Source organism: Kitasatospora sp. NPDC004531 (genome assembly GCF_053602195.1).
Map to the genome: position 1 here is coordinate 1 of NZ_JBSGDD010000050.1, position 15,823 is coordinate 15,823.

A 15,823-nucleotide genomic window follows, 5' to 3' on the forward strand; every position below is an offset into this window, starting at 1 on the left:
GTCCTGGGCGTCCCGGGCGTCGACTCCTCGCCCGACGTGGGCGGCCCGTCCGGGGCCGGGCCTCGACCTGGCGTGGCGTCGGCGTCGGCTTCCACCGTCGTCCGGAGGGGGGCCGTGCCGGGGGTGGGCCCGGCGTCCGGGCGCTCGCCACCCGTCGGACCGTTCACCGGCGAACCGTCGGCACCGTGCTCGGGCGTGGCGTCGGGCCGCACGGCACCCGCGTCGGCGCGGTGGACGGGCCCCGCCGACGCCCCGCTCGCGGGCGGATCGCCGGCCTCCCGCGCGCCGGGCCGGCCGGGCCCGGTGTCAGCCTGCACGTCACCCGCACCGGCGTGGTGGCCGGGCGCTGCCGACGACCCGTCGGCGGCCGGAGCGCGCCCAGGAGTTGTCGGGCCGTCGGCGGCGGCGGGGGTCGGGTGCGCACCCGATTCGGGCCCGGCAGTGCCCGCCGGTCGCGCCGGAGCCTCCGCGCCGGACGCGGCGGCGTGCGACGTCCCGGGAGTTGCCCCGGCCCCCGCCTCAGCACCCGGTGCCCGTCCAGGCGCACCCTCCGCACCCTGCGAGCCGGCTGCGGCAGGCCCACTCGCAGGCGACCCGCCATGCGACTGACCCGCCTCGGCCGCACCCTCCGCACTGTGCGCCCCCGCGACCGCAGGCCCACCCGCAGCCGGGGCCGCCGGACCCTCGCCGCCCGGTGCTCGTCCCGACGCCGCCGAGCTGTCCGCGCCGCCGGCCGCCTCCGGGCGTGCGCCGGGGCCCGCGCTGTGCGGTTGGCCGGCGGGGGTGGCGGGGGCATCCGGGGTGAGCCGGGTGCCGAACGGGTCCAGGGTGGCGGTGCTGGGCGCGCCGGCCGGGGCGGTCCGACCCGTGGCTTCCGGGCCGGCAGTCCCAGGAGTGCCGCTCGCCGGCCCGCCGCCCTGCTCCGAACGTCCGGCCGACCGGCTGCCGTCGGCCCCCCTGTCCCCGCCGCCAGTGCTACCGGTACCGCCGGAGCCGCCGTCACCGCGCGACGCACCGTCACCACCCGAGCCGCCCGTTTCACTATCACCGCGCGACGCACCGTCACCACCGGAGGTGCCAGTACCGCCGTCGCCACCGGATCCGCCGGAGCCGCCGTGCCCCGCCGCCGAGTCGAGGCGGTTGCGGACACGGCCGCCCGCGCTGGAGCCGAGGCCGTCGCGGAAGGACTCGGTGAAGGTCTCGCCGGAGTTCTTGACGGCGTCCACGAAGTCCTCGGCGCCGCTCTTGACGGTGCGGCCGAGGTCGTAGCCGTTCTGCGCGCCGAAGCCCTGGTTGACGGTCTGCGCGATCAGGTCGCTGATCATGCCCTGGATCGCCGAGACGGCCGGCTCCTTCAGGGTCTCCAGGATGGCGTCCATCAGGGCCTGGCGGAGTTCCTTGAGCAGTCGCCGGACAATCACCCGGGTGGCGGCGGTGGCCCCGACCGCGCCGAGCTCCGAGAGGCCGAGGGTGAACGGCGCGGCGGCCTGCGCGGCGATCAACTCGACGGCGAGTGCGATCAGTTGGGCGATGACGGCGATCTTGCAGGTGATCACGACGACGGCTGCCGCGTCGAACGCGGTGGCGATCAGCCGGGCGACGGTCGCGGCGTCGGCGAGGTAGCCGTCCGAGCCGCCGCCGGAGAACTTCTCCCAACTCCTGCCGAAGGCGTCGATGCTGTTGCCGGAGTTGGCGGAGAGCACGTTGGTGGCGGCGCTCGCGCCCCGGTAGTGGAGTTCGTCGACCTGGTCGGCGAAGTCCCGCCAGACCTGGGCGCATTCGCGCAGCTTGTCCTCGTCGGCCTTGGGCCAGTCGAAGCCCAGCATCTCCAGGACCCATTCGAGGCCGCTCGGAAGCATCATCGACACGACGTCGTTCCCCCAGTGTGACGTTCTGCGTGGCGTTCCGTCCGGTGCGGGACGTGACGACTGCCCCGGCGCCGCGAGCGGCAGTCCGGTCCACCCCTGGCAATGATTCGTCAGCTCGTTCGCACCCGTGCCGAGTTGACCATGGGATCATAGTCTCTTTCCAAAGGGATCGTAATATCATCCCTTCGCCCCCACCCCCATCCCCGCCCGCGCTACCCGATTCCGCCCGCCGAGGAGCTTTCGTGATCACCGAGGAGCACGCCCTCCGTACCGCCGATGCCTGGCTGAACTCCGGGGGCGGGCCTCGACGGGAGGTCAGGCACCGCGAGTTCGAGCTCGGTTGGGTGGTGTGGGCGGCGCCGGCCGCGCCGGAGCGCGACCCGGTGACCGGGGAACGACGGCCGCCGGCGGACCTCGGTGACGGCTGCGGGGTGGTGGACCGGGCGACCGGGAAGCTGTCGATGTGGTCGTCCGTCCCGGTGGACGAGGTGATCGAGGCGTACCGCGAACGCGCCCGGCCGGTGGTCGGTCCCGGGAACCGGCTCGTCGCGACGTATCTGGACCAGGACGGGCAGCGCAGGAGCGTCGAGCTGGCGTCGGCCCCGGGCCTGGCGCCCGTCGAACTGCGGCTGCCGGGCGAGCTGGCGCGCCTCGGCGTCCCGGCAGCGGCGGTGAACGCCGTGCACACCGCGCTGCGTCCGGCGACCCTCCCGGGCGGCTACCCCGCGCCGCTGCTGGAGCGCGAGTTCCCGGACGCGGTGCACACCTACGACCACCCCTACGGCATCGCGGCGGCCGAACGCGCCGAAGGCGTCGCGGCATTGACGGCGGCGCTGCGCCCGCGACCGCGACCCAACCGGCTTCCGGCGCCGGGCCCCTCCTCCGTCGCTCCCGCCGAACCGGTCCGCGACGTGGCGTTGGGGCGCCGGCTGGCGGAGGAACTCGGCGAGGTGGTGCGCTTCGACGCGGACGCCCCGGTCTCGGCCGGGCTGCCGGCGCCGGCCTGCGCCACGCTGGCCTGGGCGGGGCTGCCCGCGCGGGTGCCGCTGCTGTTCGCGGCGGACCGCCCGGACGCGCCGCCCGCCGGCGGGCTGTTCGCGGATCTGCGGACCGACTTCGCGGCGTCCGGTTCGACGCTGGACGCGCAGGTGCTGGAAGTTCTCGCGGGCTGGAACCGGATCGGCTCGGACGGGCTGTGCGTGATCGCGCTCCAGCGCGAGGGCCAGGAGCCGGGCTCGGTCTGGGCGGTGCATCCGCGCACCGGCAGCGGGCGCTTCGTCAACTCCTCGCTGTCCGCGTACCTGCGCTGCCTGCTGCTGGTGGCCGGGGCGCGGGCGGCGATGGTCGGCCTGGACCCGCAGGCGGCGGGGACGGCCCTGGCCGGGCTGCAGGAGGCGCTGGTGGCCGTGGACCCGGCGGTGTTCCGCGCCGAGTCCGCCTGGTGGGCGGTGCTGGTCGAGCAGATGTGGCACGGCCTGCTCTGACCCCCCGAGGGCCCGGCCCCGCGCCGGCCTGGTCAGACCAGCGCCCCCAGCCGGGCCGCCGTCTCGGTGGCGGTGGGGCCCCAGCGGGGGGCTCCGGTGGCGAGGCGGGTGCGCAGGCCGCGGAGCTCGTGGCGGACGAGGGCGGGGAGCGCGGCGGGCGGGGTGTCGAGGAGCGGCGCGAGGGTGGCGACGGCCGTGTGCGGGTCGTCCTGGCAGAGGTGGCAGTCGGCGAGGCGGACGGTCAGCATGGCGCGGGCGGCGGGGAGTTCGCCGGCGCCGAGCAGGCCGAGTGCGGTGTGGGCGGCGGCCAGGGCGGTGCGGGCGAGGGCGGGTTCGCCGAGGGCGACGGCGAGGTCGCGCAGGGCGGCGGAGGTACCGGCTTCGAGGCGCATGCGCAGCGCGGGCGGGGCGAGCCAGGAGACCAGCGCGGAGGCGTCCTCGGGCTGGTCGAGGTGGTCGCGGGCGCGGCCGAGGTGGCGGACGGTGGCGCGGACGTCGCCGGCCAGCGCGGTGGCGCGGGCTTCGCCGATGTGGGAGAGCGCGCCGGACCAGTGGTGTTCGGGTGCGGCGCGGCGGATCTCGCGGGCGTAGTCGCGGGCGGAGAACGGGTCGTCGTCGAGCAGGCCGAGGACGGCCATGTCGCTGAGCGCGGCGACCTGGGTGGCGGGGTCGCCGGCCAGCGCGGCCCAGCCGACGGCGCGGTCGAAGCAGGCCATGGCGGTGGCGGGGCGTCCGCCGTGCAGGCGCAGGCTGCCCGCGGCGTGGGCGTGTTCGGCGGCGAGCCGGGCGAGGACGCGGCGGTGCCGGGCGGGGGCGTCGGCGAGGCGGGCGACGACGGCGCGCAGCGTGGTCTCGATCACGGCGCCGGGCCCGCGTTCGCCCATGGCCCGTTCCGCGCTGTGGAGTTGGGCGCCGAGGACGGCGGCGAGGGCGTGCACGGTGTCGGTGTCCAGGGGTGCGGCGGGGTTGTCGCAGAACGCGGCGTGCAGGGCCAGGGCCTCGGCGGGGGGCGGGAGTTGGCAGCCGGCCGCGCCGTGCAGCGGGCACTGGAGGTCGTGGTGCGGGAGCCGGGTGGGGCAGTGGTCGGCGGTGGCGGCGGTGGCGGTGTCGCCGGGCGGCAGCGGGGGGCGCAGCAGGTGGGCGGGGAGGGCGGGGCGGTCGGCTTCGGCGGTTTCGGCGCGGCCGTAGCAGCGGGTGAGTTCGCCGCTGGTGGAGAGGAGTTCGTCGAGGCGGTGGACGAGTCGGGGGGTGGCGCGGCGGGCGCCGTGTTCGAGGCGGCTGACGGCGGTGTGGTCGTAGCCGACGGCGGCGCCGAGTTGGGCCTGGGTCCAGCCGGCGCGGCGGCGCCAGTGGCGCAGGAGTGCGCCGAATTCCTGCCAGCTTCCGCTGTCCGGTGCGCTGACCCGCTCGGTTGCGTCCAGCATGCGCCGCCACCTCCCCGAGGGCTTCGCTGCGTCCGCCCGGCGTGGGGGCGGTAGCGAGACGGTACCGAACGGACCGGGGCCGCGTACATGGCGTGGTCTGTACCAGTTGTCCGTCAACTCGGTTCGGGGTCGGGGTGTTTGACGGAACTTGCCAGCTCTTGGCGGGCCCTGTCCGCGCCGTTGACCGTGGCATGGCGAGGTGTGAGGGTTCCGGGCACCCCCACACCTGTGGCACCCCCACACATAGGAGCTCTGAATGAAACGCAGATTGCTGACCGCCGGCACCACCCTGGCCGTGCTGGGCGGCATGCTGGGCGGTTTCGTCGGGCAGGCTGTCGCCTCCCCGTCGCCCGCCCCGCTCGCGCCGACCCCGCTGGCCGCGGCGGTCTCGGCGGCGGATCTGGCCGCGTCGGCCGGGTTGGACGCTCTGGCCAAGGGGCCTGACGAGGCGTACGAGCGGGCCTCGGTCACGCCGTTCCTCGGCGGCCTGTACTCGGTGTCGTACGAGCGCACCTACAAGGGCCTGCCGGTGGTCGGCGGTGACGCGGTGGTGCTCGCCGACGGCCAGGGCAAGGTCCGTTCGGTGCAGAGCGCGGCGTCGGGCCCGGTCGGGGTGCCGACGCAGGCGAAGGTGAGCGCGGCGGCGGCGGAGAAGACCGCGCGCGCGAAGCTGGCGAAGGTGGACTCCGCCGAGGCGCCGCGCCTGGTGGTGCGGGTCAAGGACGGCACCTCGCGGCTGGCCTGGGAGTCGGTGCTGTCGGGTTCGACCGACAACCGGCCCAGCCGCCTGCACGTGTACGTCGACGCGATCACCGGCGAGGTCGCCGACAGCTACGACGACGTCAAGGCCGGCACCATCAACAGCAAGTGGAACGGCCCGGCGGGCCTGACCATCTCGACCACCGGTTCGGGCAGTTCGTACTCGCTGCGCGACCCGAGCCGTCCGGGCCTGCAGTGTTCGGACTACTCGACCGGGCAGGTGTTCAGCAAGTCCTCCGACTCCTGGGGCACGGGCGCCGCGACCTCGAAGGAGACCGGCTGCGCCGACGCGATGTTCGCGGCGCAGAAGGAATGGGACATGCTCCGCGACTGGCTGGGTCGCAACGGCCACAACGGCAACGGCGGAAGCTGGCCGGTGAAGGTCGGCCTGAACGACGTCAACGCCTACTGGGACGGCTCGACCGTCTCGATCGGCCACAGCCAGGGCAACGAGTGGATCGCCGCGATCGACGTGGTGGGCCACGAGTTCGGCCACGGCCTGGACCAGTTCACGCCGGGCGGCGCGAACAACGAGGCGGGCCTGGGCGAGGCGACCGGCGACATCATGGGCGCGCTGACCGAGGCGTACGCCAACGAGCCGTCGCCGTACGACTCCCCGGACTACACGGTCGGCGAGATGATCAACCTGGTCGGGCAGGGCCCGATCCGGGTGATGTACAACCCGTCGCAGATATCCGGCAACCCGAACTGCTACTCCTCGTCCATCCCGAACACCGAGGAGCACGCGGCGGCGGGCCCGCTGAACCACTGGTTCTACCTGCTGGCGGAGGGTTCGAGCCCGGGCGGCGGCAAGCCGTCCAGCCCGACCTGCAACTCGTCCTCGGTGACGGGCGTCGGCATCCAGACCGCGGGCAAGATCTTCTACGGCGGCATGCTGCTGAAGACCAGCGGCATGACGTACAAGAAGTACCGCACCGCGACCCTGACGGCCGCCAAGAACCTCGACTCCACCTGCAACCTGTTCAACCGCACCAAGGCCGCCTGGGACGCCGTCAGCGTGCCGGCGCAGGCCGGCGATCCGACCTGTGCGGGCAACCCGGCCGACTACTCGCTGGCGCTGAGCCCGTCCTCGGGCACCGTGCAGCCGGGCTCCTCGACCACGGCGACGATCTCCACCGCGCTCGTCACCGGCTCGGCCTCGACGGTCTCGCTGGCCGTCACCGGCGCGCCCTCCGGCACCACGGCGACGGTCTCCCCGTCGAGCGTGCAGACCGGCGGCTCGGCGACGCTGAACATCAGCGTCGGCGCGAACACCCCGGCGGGCACCTACCCGCTGACGGTGACCGGCTCCGGCCCGGCCACCCACACCGCGCAGTACCAGCTGACGGTGAGCGGCGGCGGCAACCCGGGCGGCTCGGCCCCGGACATCAACGTCGCCAACGTGCAGGCGCACCTGAGCCAGCTGTACACGATCGCGCAGCAGAACGGCGGCAACCGCCGGGCGGGCAGCGCGGGTTACACGCAGTCGCTGGCGTACATCAAGGGCAAGCTGCAGGCGGCGGGCTACACCGTCACCGAGCAGACCTGCTCCTCCTGCTCGTACACCTCCAACAACCTGATCGCGGACTGGCCGGGCGGCCCGTCGGACCAGGTCACCATGTTCGGCGCGCACCTGGACTCGGTCTCGGCCGGCCCGGGCATCAACGACAACGGCTCCGGTTCGGCGGTGCTGCTGGAGAACGCGCTCGTCCTGGCGCAGCAGAACCCGACCCTGAGCCGGCACGTCCGGTTCGCCTGGTGGGCCGGTGAGGAGCAGGGCATGCAGGGCTCGGCGTACTACGTCGGCCAGCTGTCCTCCGCCCAGCGCTCGGCGATCAAGGGCTACTACAACTTCGACATGGTCGGCTCCACCAACGCCGGCTACTTCATCAACAACGTCAACTCGGCCACCGCGGCGCCGCTGAAGGCGTACTGGGACTCGCTGAACCTCCAGCCGGAGGAGAACATCGAGGGCCAGGGCCGCTCCGACGACTACTCCTTCCAGCAGGGCGGCATCCCGACCTCGGGCTACGCGGCCGGCGCGGACGCCGTCAAGACGTCGGCGCAGGCCAACAAGTGGGGCGGCACGGCGGGCCGTTCCTACGACTCCTGCTACCACTCGTCCTGCGACACCACCTCCAACGTCGACGCGACGGTGCTGAACCGCAACGCCGACGGCGTGGCGTACGCGATCTGGAAGACCTCGGTCGGCGGCAGCACGCCGCAGAACGACTTCAACGTCTCGGTGAACCCGGCCACCGGCACCGTCCAGGCCGGCTCCGCCGCGACCGCCACGCTGTCCACGGCGACCACCTCCGGCTCGGCGCAGACCGTGTCGCTGTCCGCGAGCGGCGCGCCGTCCGGCACCACCGTCTCGTTCAGCCCGTCCTCCGTCTCCAGCGGCGGCAGCTCGTCCGTGACGGTCTCCACCTCGGCCTCCACCCCGGCCGGGACCTACACCATCACGCTGACCGGCACCGGTGCCTCGGCCACCCACGCCACCACCTTCACCCTGGTGGTCAACGGCGGCGGCAACGGCGGCGGCACCTGGGCCGCCGGCGTCAACTACAACACCGGTGACGTGGTCACCTACAACGGCGTCAGCTACCGGTGCCTGCAGGCGCACCTGTCGCAGAGCACCTGGACGCCGGACGTGGTCCCCGCCCTCTGGCAGCGGATCTAGCCGCAGGGCACAGCAGTAGCGCGGGCGGTGCCGCGGCCGGTTGGGGGACGGGCCGCGGCACCGCTCGCGTCTTTCCGCGCCCGCTCAGTGCGGCAGGCGCACCACGGCGACGCCCGCCTGGGACTCGCCGAAGCCCCAGCTCGCGACCGGCGCGGCGCCGGTGGTGTCCAGCACGTCGCTCCACGGCCAGTCGCCGGCGCCGTAGTAGCAGCCGCCCTCGCTGCGCGCGTCGGCCTCGGTGCGGCAGAGCAGGCGCAGGTGGTCGCGGAGCGCGGGGTGTCGCAGCGCGCCGAGCCGTTCCTGCCAGGGTGCGGCGGCGGGGCGGGCGGTGTCCGCGTCGTGCGCGGTGACCAGGTGCTCGGGGCCGCGGTCGGTGAAGGTGGCGGCGCGCATCGCGCCGGTCAGGGTGCCGTCGGTGGCGACCCGCAGGACGACGGTCAGCCAGTGGTTGAGCTTCGTGGCGGCCGCCGCGGTCAGGTCGACGCCGTGGCGGCGCAGCAGCGGCGCGAGCTGTGCGCCGCTCACGACGGCGGCGTCGGACTCGTCGAGGGCGGCGACGGCGAGCAGGTCGGCGGCGAAGGCGTCGTCGAACGGCCGGGGCCCCTTGTGGCCGTCCGCGCCCCAGGCCCCGGTCGCGGCGAGCAGGTCGGGGTCGAAGCGGAACAGCGACCCGGCGAGGTCGAAGCGCCAGTTCCACGGGGAGAACGGGTGCGGGCCGTCCGGGTCGGGCAGCCGGGCCGGGGCGTCGTCGGCGAGGGCGTCGGGGGTGGCCCAGGGGGCGGGGAACAGGAACTCGTCGAGGGTGTCGGAGGCGTAGTAGACGCCGTGGCGGCCGTGGTCGGCGTCCGCCGGTGTTCCCAGCAGTGTCGCGAAGGCGTCGGCCAGCGCGCTGTCCCAGTCCGTACCGGTGGTCACGGGTGAGTCTCTCTTTCCTGTCGTAGCACGGGAGTTGACGCACCGTACCGGCTCGCGACGACAGCCGCTTTACGTCCGCCCGACGGGCCGCGTCCCTACGATGGCGACGGTCGGGCCGGTCCGGCCTCCGGGGGAAGGGTCGTCCGTGTCGCACCGTGCCGCGCCGTTCGCTGCCGTCTTCGCCAGGTGCCGGGCCTGGGGCCGCACCTGGGGCCGCCGTTCGGCGGGTCGCCCGGCGGGTCGCCCGGCGGGCCGCCGCCGTTCGGCACTGCGCGGGCTGGTGCTGCCGGCGGTGGCGGCGCTGGTGCTGGCGTTCCTGCTGAAGACCTTCGTGTTCCAGGTGTTCGTCATCCCGTCGGGTTCGATGATGGGCACCCTGCAGAAGGGCGACCGGGTGGCGGTCGACCGGTTCAGCCCGTGGCTGGGGGCGACGCCGCAGCGCGGCGAGGTGGTGGTCTTCCGCGACCCGGGCGGCTGGATCCCCTCCCCGCCGGACCGCGCGGGCGGTGTGCTCGGCGCGGTCCAGGGCGCGCTGAGCTGGGTCGGGCTGGCGCCGTCGGCGGACGAGAAGGACCTGATCAAGCGGGTGGTCGCGGTCGGCGGCGACACGGTGGACTGCCGCGCCGGGCACCCCCTGACGGTGAACGGCGCCGCGCTGGACGAGCCGTACCTGTACCCGGGGGCGACGCCCTGCGACGACTACCCGGTGGGCACCGTCACCGTCCCGCCCGGGCACCTGTGGGTGATGGGCGACCACCGCAACGACTCCGCCGACTCCCGCTACCAGCAGCTGTACAACCCCGGCGGCGGCTTCGTCCCCGCCTCGGCCGTGATCGGCCGCGCCCGCGTCCTGCTGTGGCCGCTCCCCCGCTGGGCCTCGCTGCCCGTCCCGGCGACCTTCCGGCAGCTCGACTGAGCCCCGACTGCCGCTTGGCCTGCGGCCCTTGGCCGTGCCAGGATCTCCCCCCGTGGAGATCATCGACGGCGGACGGTTCCGTCCGGGGCCGGACGGCGCGGCCGACTACGCGGAGCACCTGCGCGTCCCCGCGCTGAGTTTCGGCACCTACTCGCTGCCGGCGGGCTCGGTGGACGGGCAGTCGCCGCACCGCGAGGACGAGGTGTACGTGGTGACGCGCGGCCGGGGCCGCTTCACCTCCGGCGGCCGGACGGTGGACGTCGGGCCGGGCACGGCGCTGTTCGTCCCGGCGCTGGAGGCGCACCGCTTCCACGACATCACCGAGGACCTGGTGGCGCTGGTGTTCTTCGCCCCGGCCTACAGCGGCGTGCCGCAGGGGTGACGCCCGGCCACCGGGCGGGGGCGGGGGTTCGGGGGCGGGCCCTGGCTAGGGTGTGGCGGACAGTGCGACGACCCGGAGGACTTCTTGCTTCAGCTGCGACTCATCGTTCCCGCCGACCTGCGCGAGCGGGTGCTGGACCGGCTGGACGCCTGTGTCGGTGTCGCCCACGTCGCGGTGCTGCCCGGCGGGGCGGTCCGGCCCGCGGGCGATCTGGTGCTGTGCGACGTGGCCCGTGAGGCGGTCGACGAACTGCTCGGCGAGCTGCGCGGGTTGGGCCTGGCCGAGCGCGGGGCCATCACCGTGGACGAGGCGGGCCTGACCATCTCGCGGGCCGCCGACGAGGCGGAGGAGCGGGCCCCGGGCGAGGGCGCGGACGCGCTGGTGTGGGAGGAGGTCTCCGGGATCGTCCACGAGGAGTCCACGCTCAGCTGGGTCTTCCTCGCGCTGCTGACGGTCGCCACCATGCTGGCCGCCTGCGGCGCCGTCCTGGACAGCGCGATCCTGGTGGTCGGCGCGATGGCCGTGGGCCCGGAGTTCGGCCCGCTGGCCGGGCTGTGCGTGGCGGTGGCGCAGCGCCGGGCCCGCCCCGCCGTCCGCTCGCTGCTGGCCCTGGTGGTCGGCTTCACCGTGGCGATGGCCCTGACCGTGGGGTTCGCGCTGCTGATGGACGGGCTCGGCCTGTTCAGCGACGCCCGGTTCGCGGCGGCCCGCCCCAACACCTCGTTCATCTGGCAGCCCGACGCGATGTCCTTCGTGGTCGCCTTCCTGGCCGGTGTGGCGGGCCTGCTGTCGCTGACCTCGGCGAAGGCGTCGGCGCTGGTCGGCGTGGCGATCTCGGTCACCACGGTGCCGGCGGCCGCCAACGCGGCGGTGGCGGTCGCCTACGGCGAGTACGCGCAGGGCTGGGGCTCGGCCGTGCAGCTCGCCCTCAACCTGTCGGGGATCGTGCTGGCCGGGGTGCTCACCCTGCTCGCCCAGCAGGCCGCCTGGCGCTTCGTACGCCGCTGAGGCCGCGCCCTGCGGGGCTCACCGCTCGGCCGGGCGCTCGCCGCGCCGCCGCCGCGCCTCGCGCTCGGCGGGCAGGTGGCGGGTGAACAGCAGCGCCCCGCCCGTGATGACGGCGCAGGCCAGGACGGCCGACTTGAGGCCCTGGATCTGCGCGTCCCGGTAGTGGCCGACCAGGGCCTCGGCCTCCTGCGGCGGCACGTCGGAGCGGGCGGCCAGCGCGTCGGCGACCTGGTCGGCGGGCACGAACGACACGCCCGCCGTGACGTGCGTGGCGGCTTCCTGCGCGACGGCCGCGCTCACCCGCGGGTCGCTCTCGATCCGCGTGGTGACGGAGGCGGCGAGGGCCCCGATCAGCAGCGCGCCGATCAGCGCCGTGCCCAGCGAGGAGCCGAGGTTCTGCGCGGTGTACTGCAGGCCGCCCGCCTCGCTGCGTTCCGCCGTCCGGACGCTGGACTGCACGGTGTTGCCCAGTTGGGAGGCCAGCATGCCCAGGCCGATGCCGAGCAGGGCCATCGCGCCGGCGAACGAGCCGCCCTTCAGCTCCGGCTCGATGGCCGCGATCAGCCACAGCGTGGCGGCGAGCAGCACCAGCAGGCCGGTCCGGACGATGGTGCGGGAGGAGGCGAGGCGCAGCAGCAGCGAGCCGCACATCGAGGTGGCGAGCATCGTGACGGAGACCGGCAGCAGCCGCAGCCCGGTCTCGAAGGCGTCCAGGCCCTGCACCACCTGCAGGTAGAGCGGGATGACGAAGAACAGGCCCAGCAGGACGGTGTTCTGGTTGAACAGCGTCACCAGGCCCGCCCGCAGCGGCCGGTTGCGGAACAGGTCGAGCGAGACCAGCGGGGTGCCGCCGCGCCGCTCCCAGTGGCGTTCGTGCACGCAGAACAGGTACAGCAGGGCGGCGCCGAGGCCGATGGCGAACACGGTCGGCGCGAAGCCGAGGACGGTGAACGGCGGGTTGCGCGGCTGGACCCAGCCCCAGCTGCCGCTCTGCAGGACGGCCAGCACGGCCAGCGCCAGGCCCGCGGCGGACAGCGCGGCGCCGAGCACGTCGAGCCGGCTGCGCCCGGTCGGCGCGGGCTGCGCCGGGATCCAGCGCATCACCAGCAGGATCGCGGCGACCAGGACCACCTCGCCGGCGAACACCAGCCGCCAGGTCAGGTACGTGGTGACCCATCCGCCGAGCAGCGGTCCGACGGCGATGCCCGCGCCGGCCAGCCCGCCGACCACGCCGTAGGCGATCGCCCGCTCGCGCCCCTGGTAGGACCCGGCCACCAGGGCGGCCAGCGCGGGCAGCACCAGCGCCGCGCCGAGGCCCTCGATCACCGACCAGCCGAGTGCGAGCACGCCCACGGTCGGGGCCAGCGCGGTCAGTCCCGAGCCGACGCCGTACACCACCAGGCCGATCACGAAGACCTTGCGGCGGCCGACCATGTCGCCGATCTTGCCGCCGGTCAGCATGAAGGCCGCCATCACCAGGGTGTAGAGGGTGATGACGGCCTGGATGGTGGTCACGTCGGTGTCGAAGTCCTCGACCAGGCGGCTGATCGACACGTTCATCACCGAGGCGTCCAGCACCATCAGGAACTGCGCCGTCCCGAGGACGATCAGCGGCTTCCACCTGTTCACCGTGCCTCCCGGTTCTCAGCCGCTCCCCGCTGCGCCCGGCCTCGCCTTCGGGCCTGCCGCTCGGTGGAGGCGTCCACGGCGGACCGGCCCGCTGTCCACGCTAGACCGCCGCGTGGTCCGCCGCCCCTCCCGCTGCTCCGGCGGCCGTCCGCCGCACCGGGGCGGGGCGCAGCAGCACTTCGCTGCCGATCGGGGTGAACCCGCAGGCGAGGAACGCCCGCAGGGAGCGCGCGTTGCCGGGCGAGACGGCGGCGAACACCGGCTCGCCGGCCGGGACGAGGGTGAGTGCGTCGCCGATCAGCGCGCGGCCCCGGCCGGGGCCGCGCGCCTCCTCGGGCCGGTGCAGCTCGACGCTCAGCTCCGTTCGGCCGGCCAGGCCTCGGGCGAGGGTGACCAGCCCGCGGGCGTCGCCGTACACGCCGACGTCCGTGCGCAGCTCCCGGGCGTGCCGGACCCGGTCGTGGTCGTCCTGGTCGTCCAGCGGCCCCAGCCGGGCGGGGCCTCCGGTGCCGCGGGCGACCAGGGTCGCGTCCAGGCAGCCGATCCACCCGTCGGGGCCGGCCAGGTGGCGCAGGAAGGCGGGCGCCATCGACTCCCCGAACCCGTCCGGCCGCTGCGCCCGCACCTCCCCCGCCGGCCGCGCGGTGGCCACCACCGCGTGCCCGGTGAACGCCACTGAGGCCTCCAGCCCGCCCGACAGTGCCGGCAGCACCGTCACCCCGCCGTCCACCGGCGGGAACACGCCCTGCGCCGCGTCCAGGAAGTACCCCAGCAGCGGATGCGCCTCGCCCATCCCCCGACCACCGCCCCTCAGTTGTGGATCACCACCCCCGAACCTACGCCCGATCCGCGCCTGCGGTCAGCCCGTTCCCCGGTCGGGGTGCGGTCACGGGCGCAGGTCGCACCGGAACCAGCTGCCCGACCCGCCGCCGAGGTCGGCCGGACCGGCCGGACCGGTGGCGACGAATCCGGCTTTCAGCAGCACCCGTTGGGACGCGGCGTTGTCGTGGGCGGCCGCCGCCACCAGGGTGTGCAGCCCGAGCTCCGCCGCCGCGATCCGGCACAGCTCCCGGACGGCCGCCGTCGCCGCACCCCGTCCGGCGGCCCGCTCGGCGACCCGGTAGCCGAGTCGGGCGACGCCGTCCGCCAGGTCGTACAGGTTGAACCGGCCGAGGACCGAGCCGTCCTCGGCCACGACCGCGTAGAACACGCAACTGCCGTCCTGCTGCTCGGCCAGCACGGCCCGGAAGCCGTCGGCGAACCGCTCGAAGTACTCGTCGCCCCGGTCGGAGACCCAGGCGGCGAAGTACCCGCGGTTCGCCGACTCGAAGGCCAGCACCGCCGGGGCATGGTCGGCACGCAGCCGCTGGAGTTCGGGCACCGGCCGAGCCTACCCGCGCCGCCCGCCGGGGTGGCGGGCCAACAGGTCGTGGATCAGCCGGCGGTCGAACCAGATGCTGCTGTACCACCGGGGTGGGACGGGGTCGTCGCGGTCGAGTTCGGCGCGCAACGGGCCGGGTATGTGGACGAAGGGGGTGCGGGGGAAGGCGAGGTGGCTCCAGATGGCGAGGTCGAGCGGGACGCCGATGGTGCCGGGCGGGGTCGGCCAGGCGAGGCCGCTCCGGGGGTGGTGCGGAACCAGCGCGAGCTCGGGGTGGGGGGAGGTCAGCGGACGGCCGGGGCCGTGCAGGGAGCAGCGCTTGGCCGGGCCGCCGACGCCGATGCCGACGCCGCGCAGATGATGTCGCACGGCGTGGTCGAAGAGGGCGGCGAGGGCGGCGTCGTCGAAGGCCACGGGCGAGTGGTCGGCGGCGATGATCAGGGCGGCCAGGGCGACGGAGGCTTCTTGCTCCTGCCGGTAGGCCCAACGGGCCCCTTTCGTCGAACGGTGCTACGGCGAAGCGGTCGTGGACCAGTTCCACCCAGTCGGCGACCGGCCGGGCCGGCGGGGACGGCGCGTACCGCGTCCGGCTCCAGCCAGACGGCCTGCCAGAGGGAGCAGTCGTCCACGCGCGCGCCGACCGGGTGCCCGCAGTGGTCGCAGGCGAGGTTCGGGCCGCCCTGCTCGGTGATGCCGCAGCAGTAGCCGTGGTCCTGGCCGGGTATCAGGGCGGTGCCGATGTCGTCGCCGGGGGCGAGCAGGATCCGCCCGGGCGCACCGTCGGACAGGTGGTGCACCCGCGCGTAGTAGCCGCGCGCCTGCGCCTCCCCTTCGGCGAGCTCCTCCCAGCTCCGCCAGGGCGGGCCGGACGGCTCCGAGTCGATGGCGTAGCTCCCGCCGCTCATCAGGGCCGGCAGCGGCACACCGTTGCCCACCTGGTGGTGTGCGTACGGTGGGAACGGCACCCGGCTGACCGGGCGGGTGAGTACGGCCGCGCAGCGCGCGCACGCGAAAAGCTCCAATCGGCGCCCTCCTTCGACGACCCGGACAAGGTCGCACACCGACCGTCGCGGCCGCAAAGGGTTTTCGGCGCTCTGTCAAGACCCGGTTCCGGCCCGGTGGTTCAGGCCTGCTCGCGCAGCGCCTCGTCGACCTGGCCGCGGTCGTAGCCGATCCGGACGATGTCGAACGCGGCGGGTCGCGGCCGCTGTTCGGGCGGCAGGGCGAGGTGGGCGTCGACCTGCTGCCGGTCGTAGCCGCGCCGGACCAGGTCGAACGCGCCGGTCGGCCCGTCAACGGGCTTGAGAGCGGCGGCAGTTCGGCGCTGCCACCAGCGGGTGCGGTGCTCCTCGGTCATGGCGCTTTCCTCCGGGG

At 74.8% G+C, this 15,823-nt stretch carries 14 protein-coding genes; 5 read left to right on the forward strand and 9 right to left on the reverse strand.

Translation table 11 applies throughout. The annotated features are described in order from the left end of the window. Positions 1-1,862, reverse strand: a 1,862-nt coding sequence (locus tag ACWEMJ_RS20445; RefSeq protein WP_452138534.1) for a WXG100-like domain-containing protein, incomplete at its 3' end; no start/stop codon positions are given. A 248-nt stretch (positions 1,863-2,110) separates the two neighbouring features. Here ACWEMJ_RS20445 and ACWEMJ_RS20450 point away from each other — a divergent pair. Continuing rightward, entirely contained in the window at positions 2,111-3,352 is a 1,242-nt protein-coding gene (locus ACWEMJ_RS20450; RefSeq protein WP_452138488.1) for an SUKH-4 family immunity protein, read from the forward strand. Positions 3,353-3,384: 32 nt separating this feature from the next. Here ACWEMJ_RS20450 and ACWEMJ_RS20455 read toward each other — a convergent pair whose 3' ends face one another. Further along, positions 3,385-4,776 carry a helix-turn-helix domain-containing protein gene (locus tag ACWEMJ_RS20455; RefSeq protein ID WP_452138489.1) on the reverse strand — a complete coding sequence of 464 codons (1,392 nt, stop codon included), beginning with the start codon at positions 4,774-4,776 and terminating at the stop codon, positions 3,385-3,387. Between the two features lie 256 nt (positions 4,777-5,032). Between ACWEMJ_RS20455 and ACWEMJ_RS20460 the strand changes: the two genes are divergently transcribed. Beyond that, complete coding sequence (locus tag ACWEMJ_RS20460) at positions 5,033-8,218, forward strand: M28 family peptidase (protein WP_452138490.1); 3,186 nt, start codon at positions 5,033-5,035, stop codon at positions 8,216-8,218. A gap of 84 nt (positions 8,219-8,302) precedes the next feature. Here ACWEMJ_RS20460 and ACWEMJ_RS20465 read toward each other — a convergent pair whose 3' ends face one another. Then, the gene (locus tag ACWEMJ_RS20465; RefSeq protein WP_452138491.1) at positions 8,303-9,133 is read right to left on the reverse strand and encodes a hypothetical protein; all 831 of its coding nucleotides are present in this window, start codon (positions 9,131-9,133) and stop codon (positions 8,303-8,305) included. Positions 9,134-9,278: 145 nt separating this feature from the next. Between ACWEMJ_RS20465 and lepB the strand changes: the two genes are divergently transcribed. From lepB to ACWEMJ_RS20480, 3 genes are all read left to right on the forward strand, one after another. Then, on the forward strand, positions 9,279-10,049 hold the full coding sequence (lepB, locus tag ACWEMJ_RS20470) for a signal peptidase I (protein WP_452138492.1): 771 nt from the start codon (positions 9,279-9,281) through the stop codon (positions 10,047-10,049). A gap of 52 nt (positions 10,050-10,101) precedes the next feature. Next, positions 10,102-10,431 (forward strand): cupin domain-containing protein, encoded by a 330-nt coding sequence (locus ACWEMJ_RS20475; protein ID WP_452138493.1) that lies wholly within the window; start codon positions 10,102-10,104, stop codon positions 10,429-10,431. A gap of 84 nt (positions 10,432-10,515) precedes the next feature. Continuing rightward, complete coding sequence (locus ACWEMJ_RS20480) at positions 10,516-11,439, forward strand: DUF389 domain-containing protein (RefSeq protein ID WP_452138494.1); 924 nt, start codon at positions 10,516-10,518, stop codon at positions 11,437-11,439. Positions 11,440-11,457: 18 nt separating this feature from the next. Here the strand turns inward: ACWEMJ_RS20480 and ACWEMJ_RS20485 are convergent, their stop codons facing one another. From ACWEMJ_RS20485 to ACWEMJ_RS20510, 6 genes are all read right to left on the reverse strand, one after another. Next, the gene (locus ACWEMJ_RS20485; protein ID WP_452138495.1) at positions 11,458-13,068 is read right to left on the reverse strand and encodes an MFS transporter; all 1,611 of its coding nucleotides are present in this window, start codon (positions 13,066-13,068) and stop codon (positions 11,458-11,460) included. 100 nt (positions 13,069-13,168) lie between these two features. Further along, positions 13,169-13,861 (reverse strand): hypothetical protein, encoded by a 693-nt coding sequence (locus ACWEMJ_RS20490; RefSeq protein WP_452138496.1) that lies wholly within the window; start codon positions 13,859-13,861, stop codon positions 13,169-13,171. Between the two features lie 93 nt (positions 13,862-13,954). Beyond that, a complete protein-coding gene (locus ACWEMJ_RS20495) occupies positions 13,955-14,449 on the reverse strand; it encodes a GNAT family N-acetyltransferase (RefSeq protein WP_452138497.1) in 495 nt (164 codons plus the stop codon). A 9-nt stretch (positions 14,450-14,458) separates the two neighbouring features. Continuing rightward, positions 14,459-14,863 carry a hypothetical protein gene (locus ACWEMJ_RS20500; RefSeq protein ID WP_452138498.1) on the reverse strand — a complete coding sequence of 135 codons (405 nt, stop codon included), beginning with the start codon at positions 14,861-14,863 and terminating at the stop codon, positions 14,459-14,461. 23 nt (positions 14,864-14,886) lie between these two features. Beyond that, positions 14,887-15,471 (reverse strand): hypothetical protein, encoded by a 585-nt coding sequence (locus ACWEMJ_RS20505; protein ID WP_452138499.1) that lies wholly within the window; start codon positions 15,469-15,471, stop codon positions 14,887-14,889. A gap of 101 nt (positions 15,472-15,572) precedes the next feature. Further along, positions 15,573-15,806 (reverse strand): hypothetical protein, encoded by a 234-nt coding sequence (locus tag ACWEMJ_RS20510; protein WP_452138500.1) that lies wholly within the window; start codon positions 15,804-15,806, stop codon positions 15,573-15,575. Positions 15,807-15,823: the final 17 nt, after the last annotated feature.

Bases quoted from the DNA above. Each gene is read 5' to 3' on its own strand.
- ACWEMJ_RS20455 (WP_452138489.1), bottom strand. From the start codon at position 4,776: ATGCTGGACGCAACCGAGCGGGTCAGCGCACCGGACAGCGGAAGCTGG.
- ACWEMJ_RS20460 (WP_452138490.1), top strand. From the start codon at position 5,033: ATGAAACGCAGATTGCTGACCGCCGGCACCACCCTGGCCGTGCTGGGC.
- ACWEMJ_RS20490 (WP_452138496.1), bottom strand. From the start codon at position 13,861: ATGGGCGAGGCGCATCCGCTGCTGGGGTACTTCCTGGACGCGGCGCAG.
- ACWEMJ_RS20510 (WP_452138500.1), bottom strand. From the start codon at position 15,806: ATGACCGAGGAGCACCGCACCCGCTGGTGGCAGCGCCGAACTGCCGCC.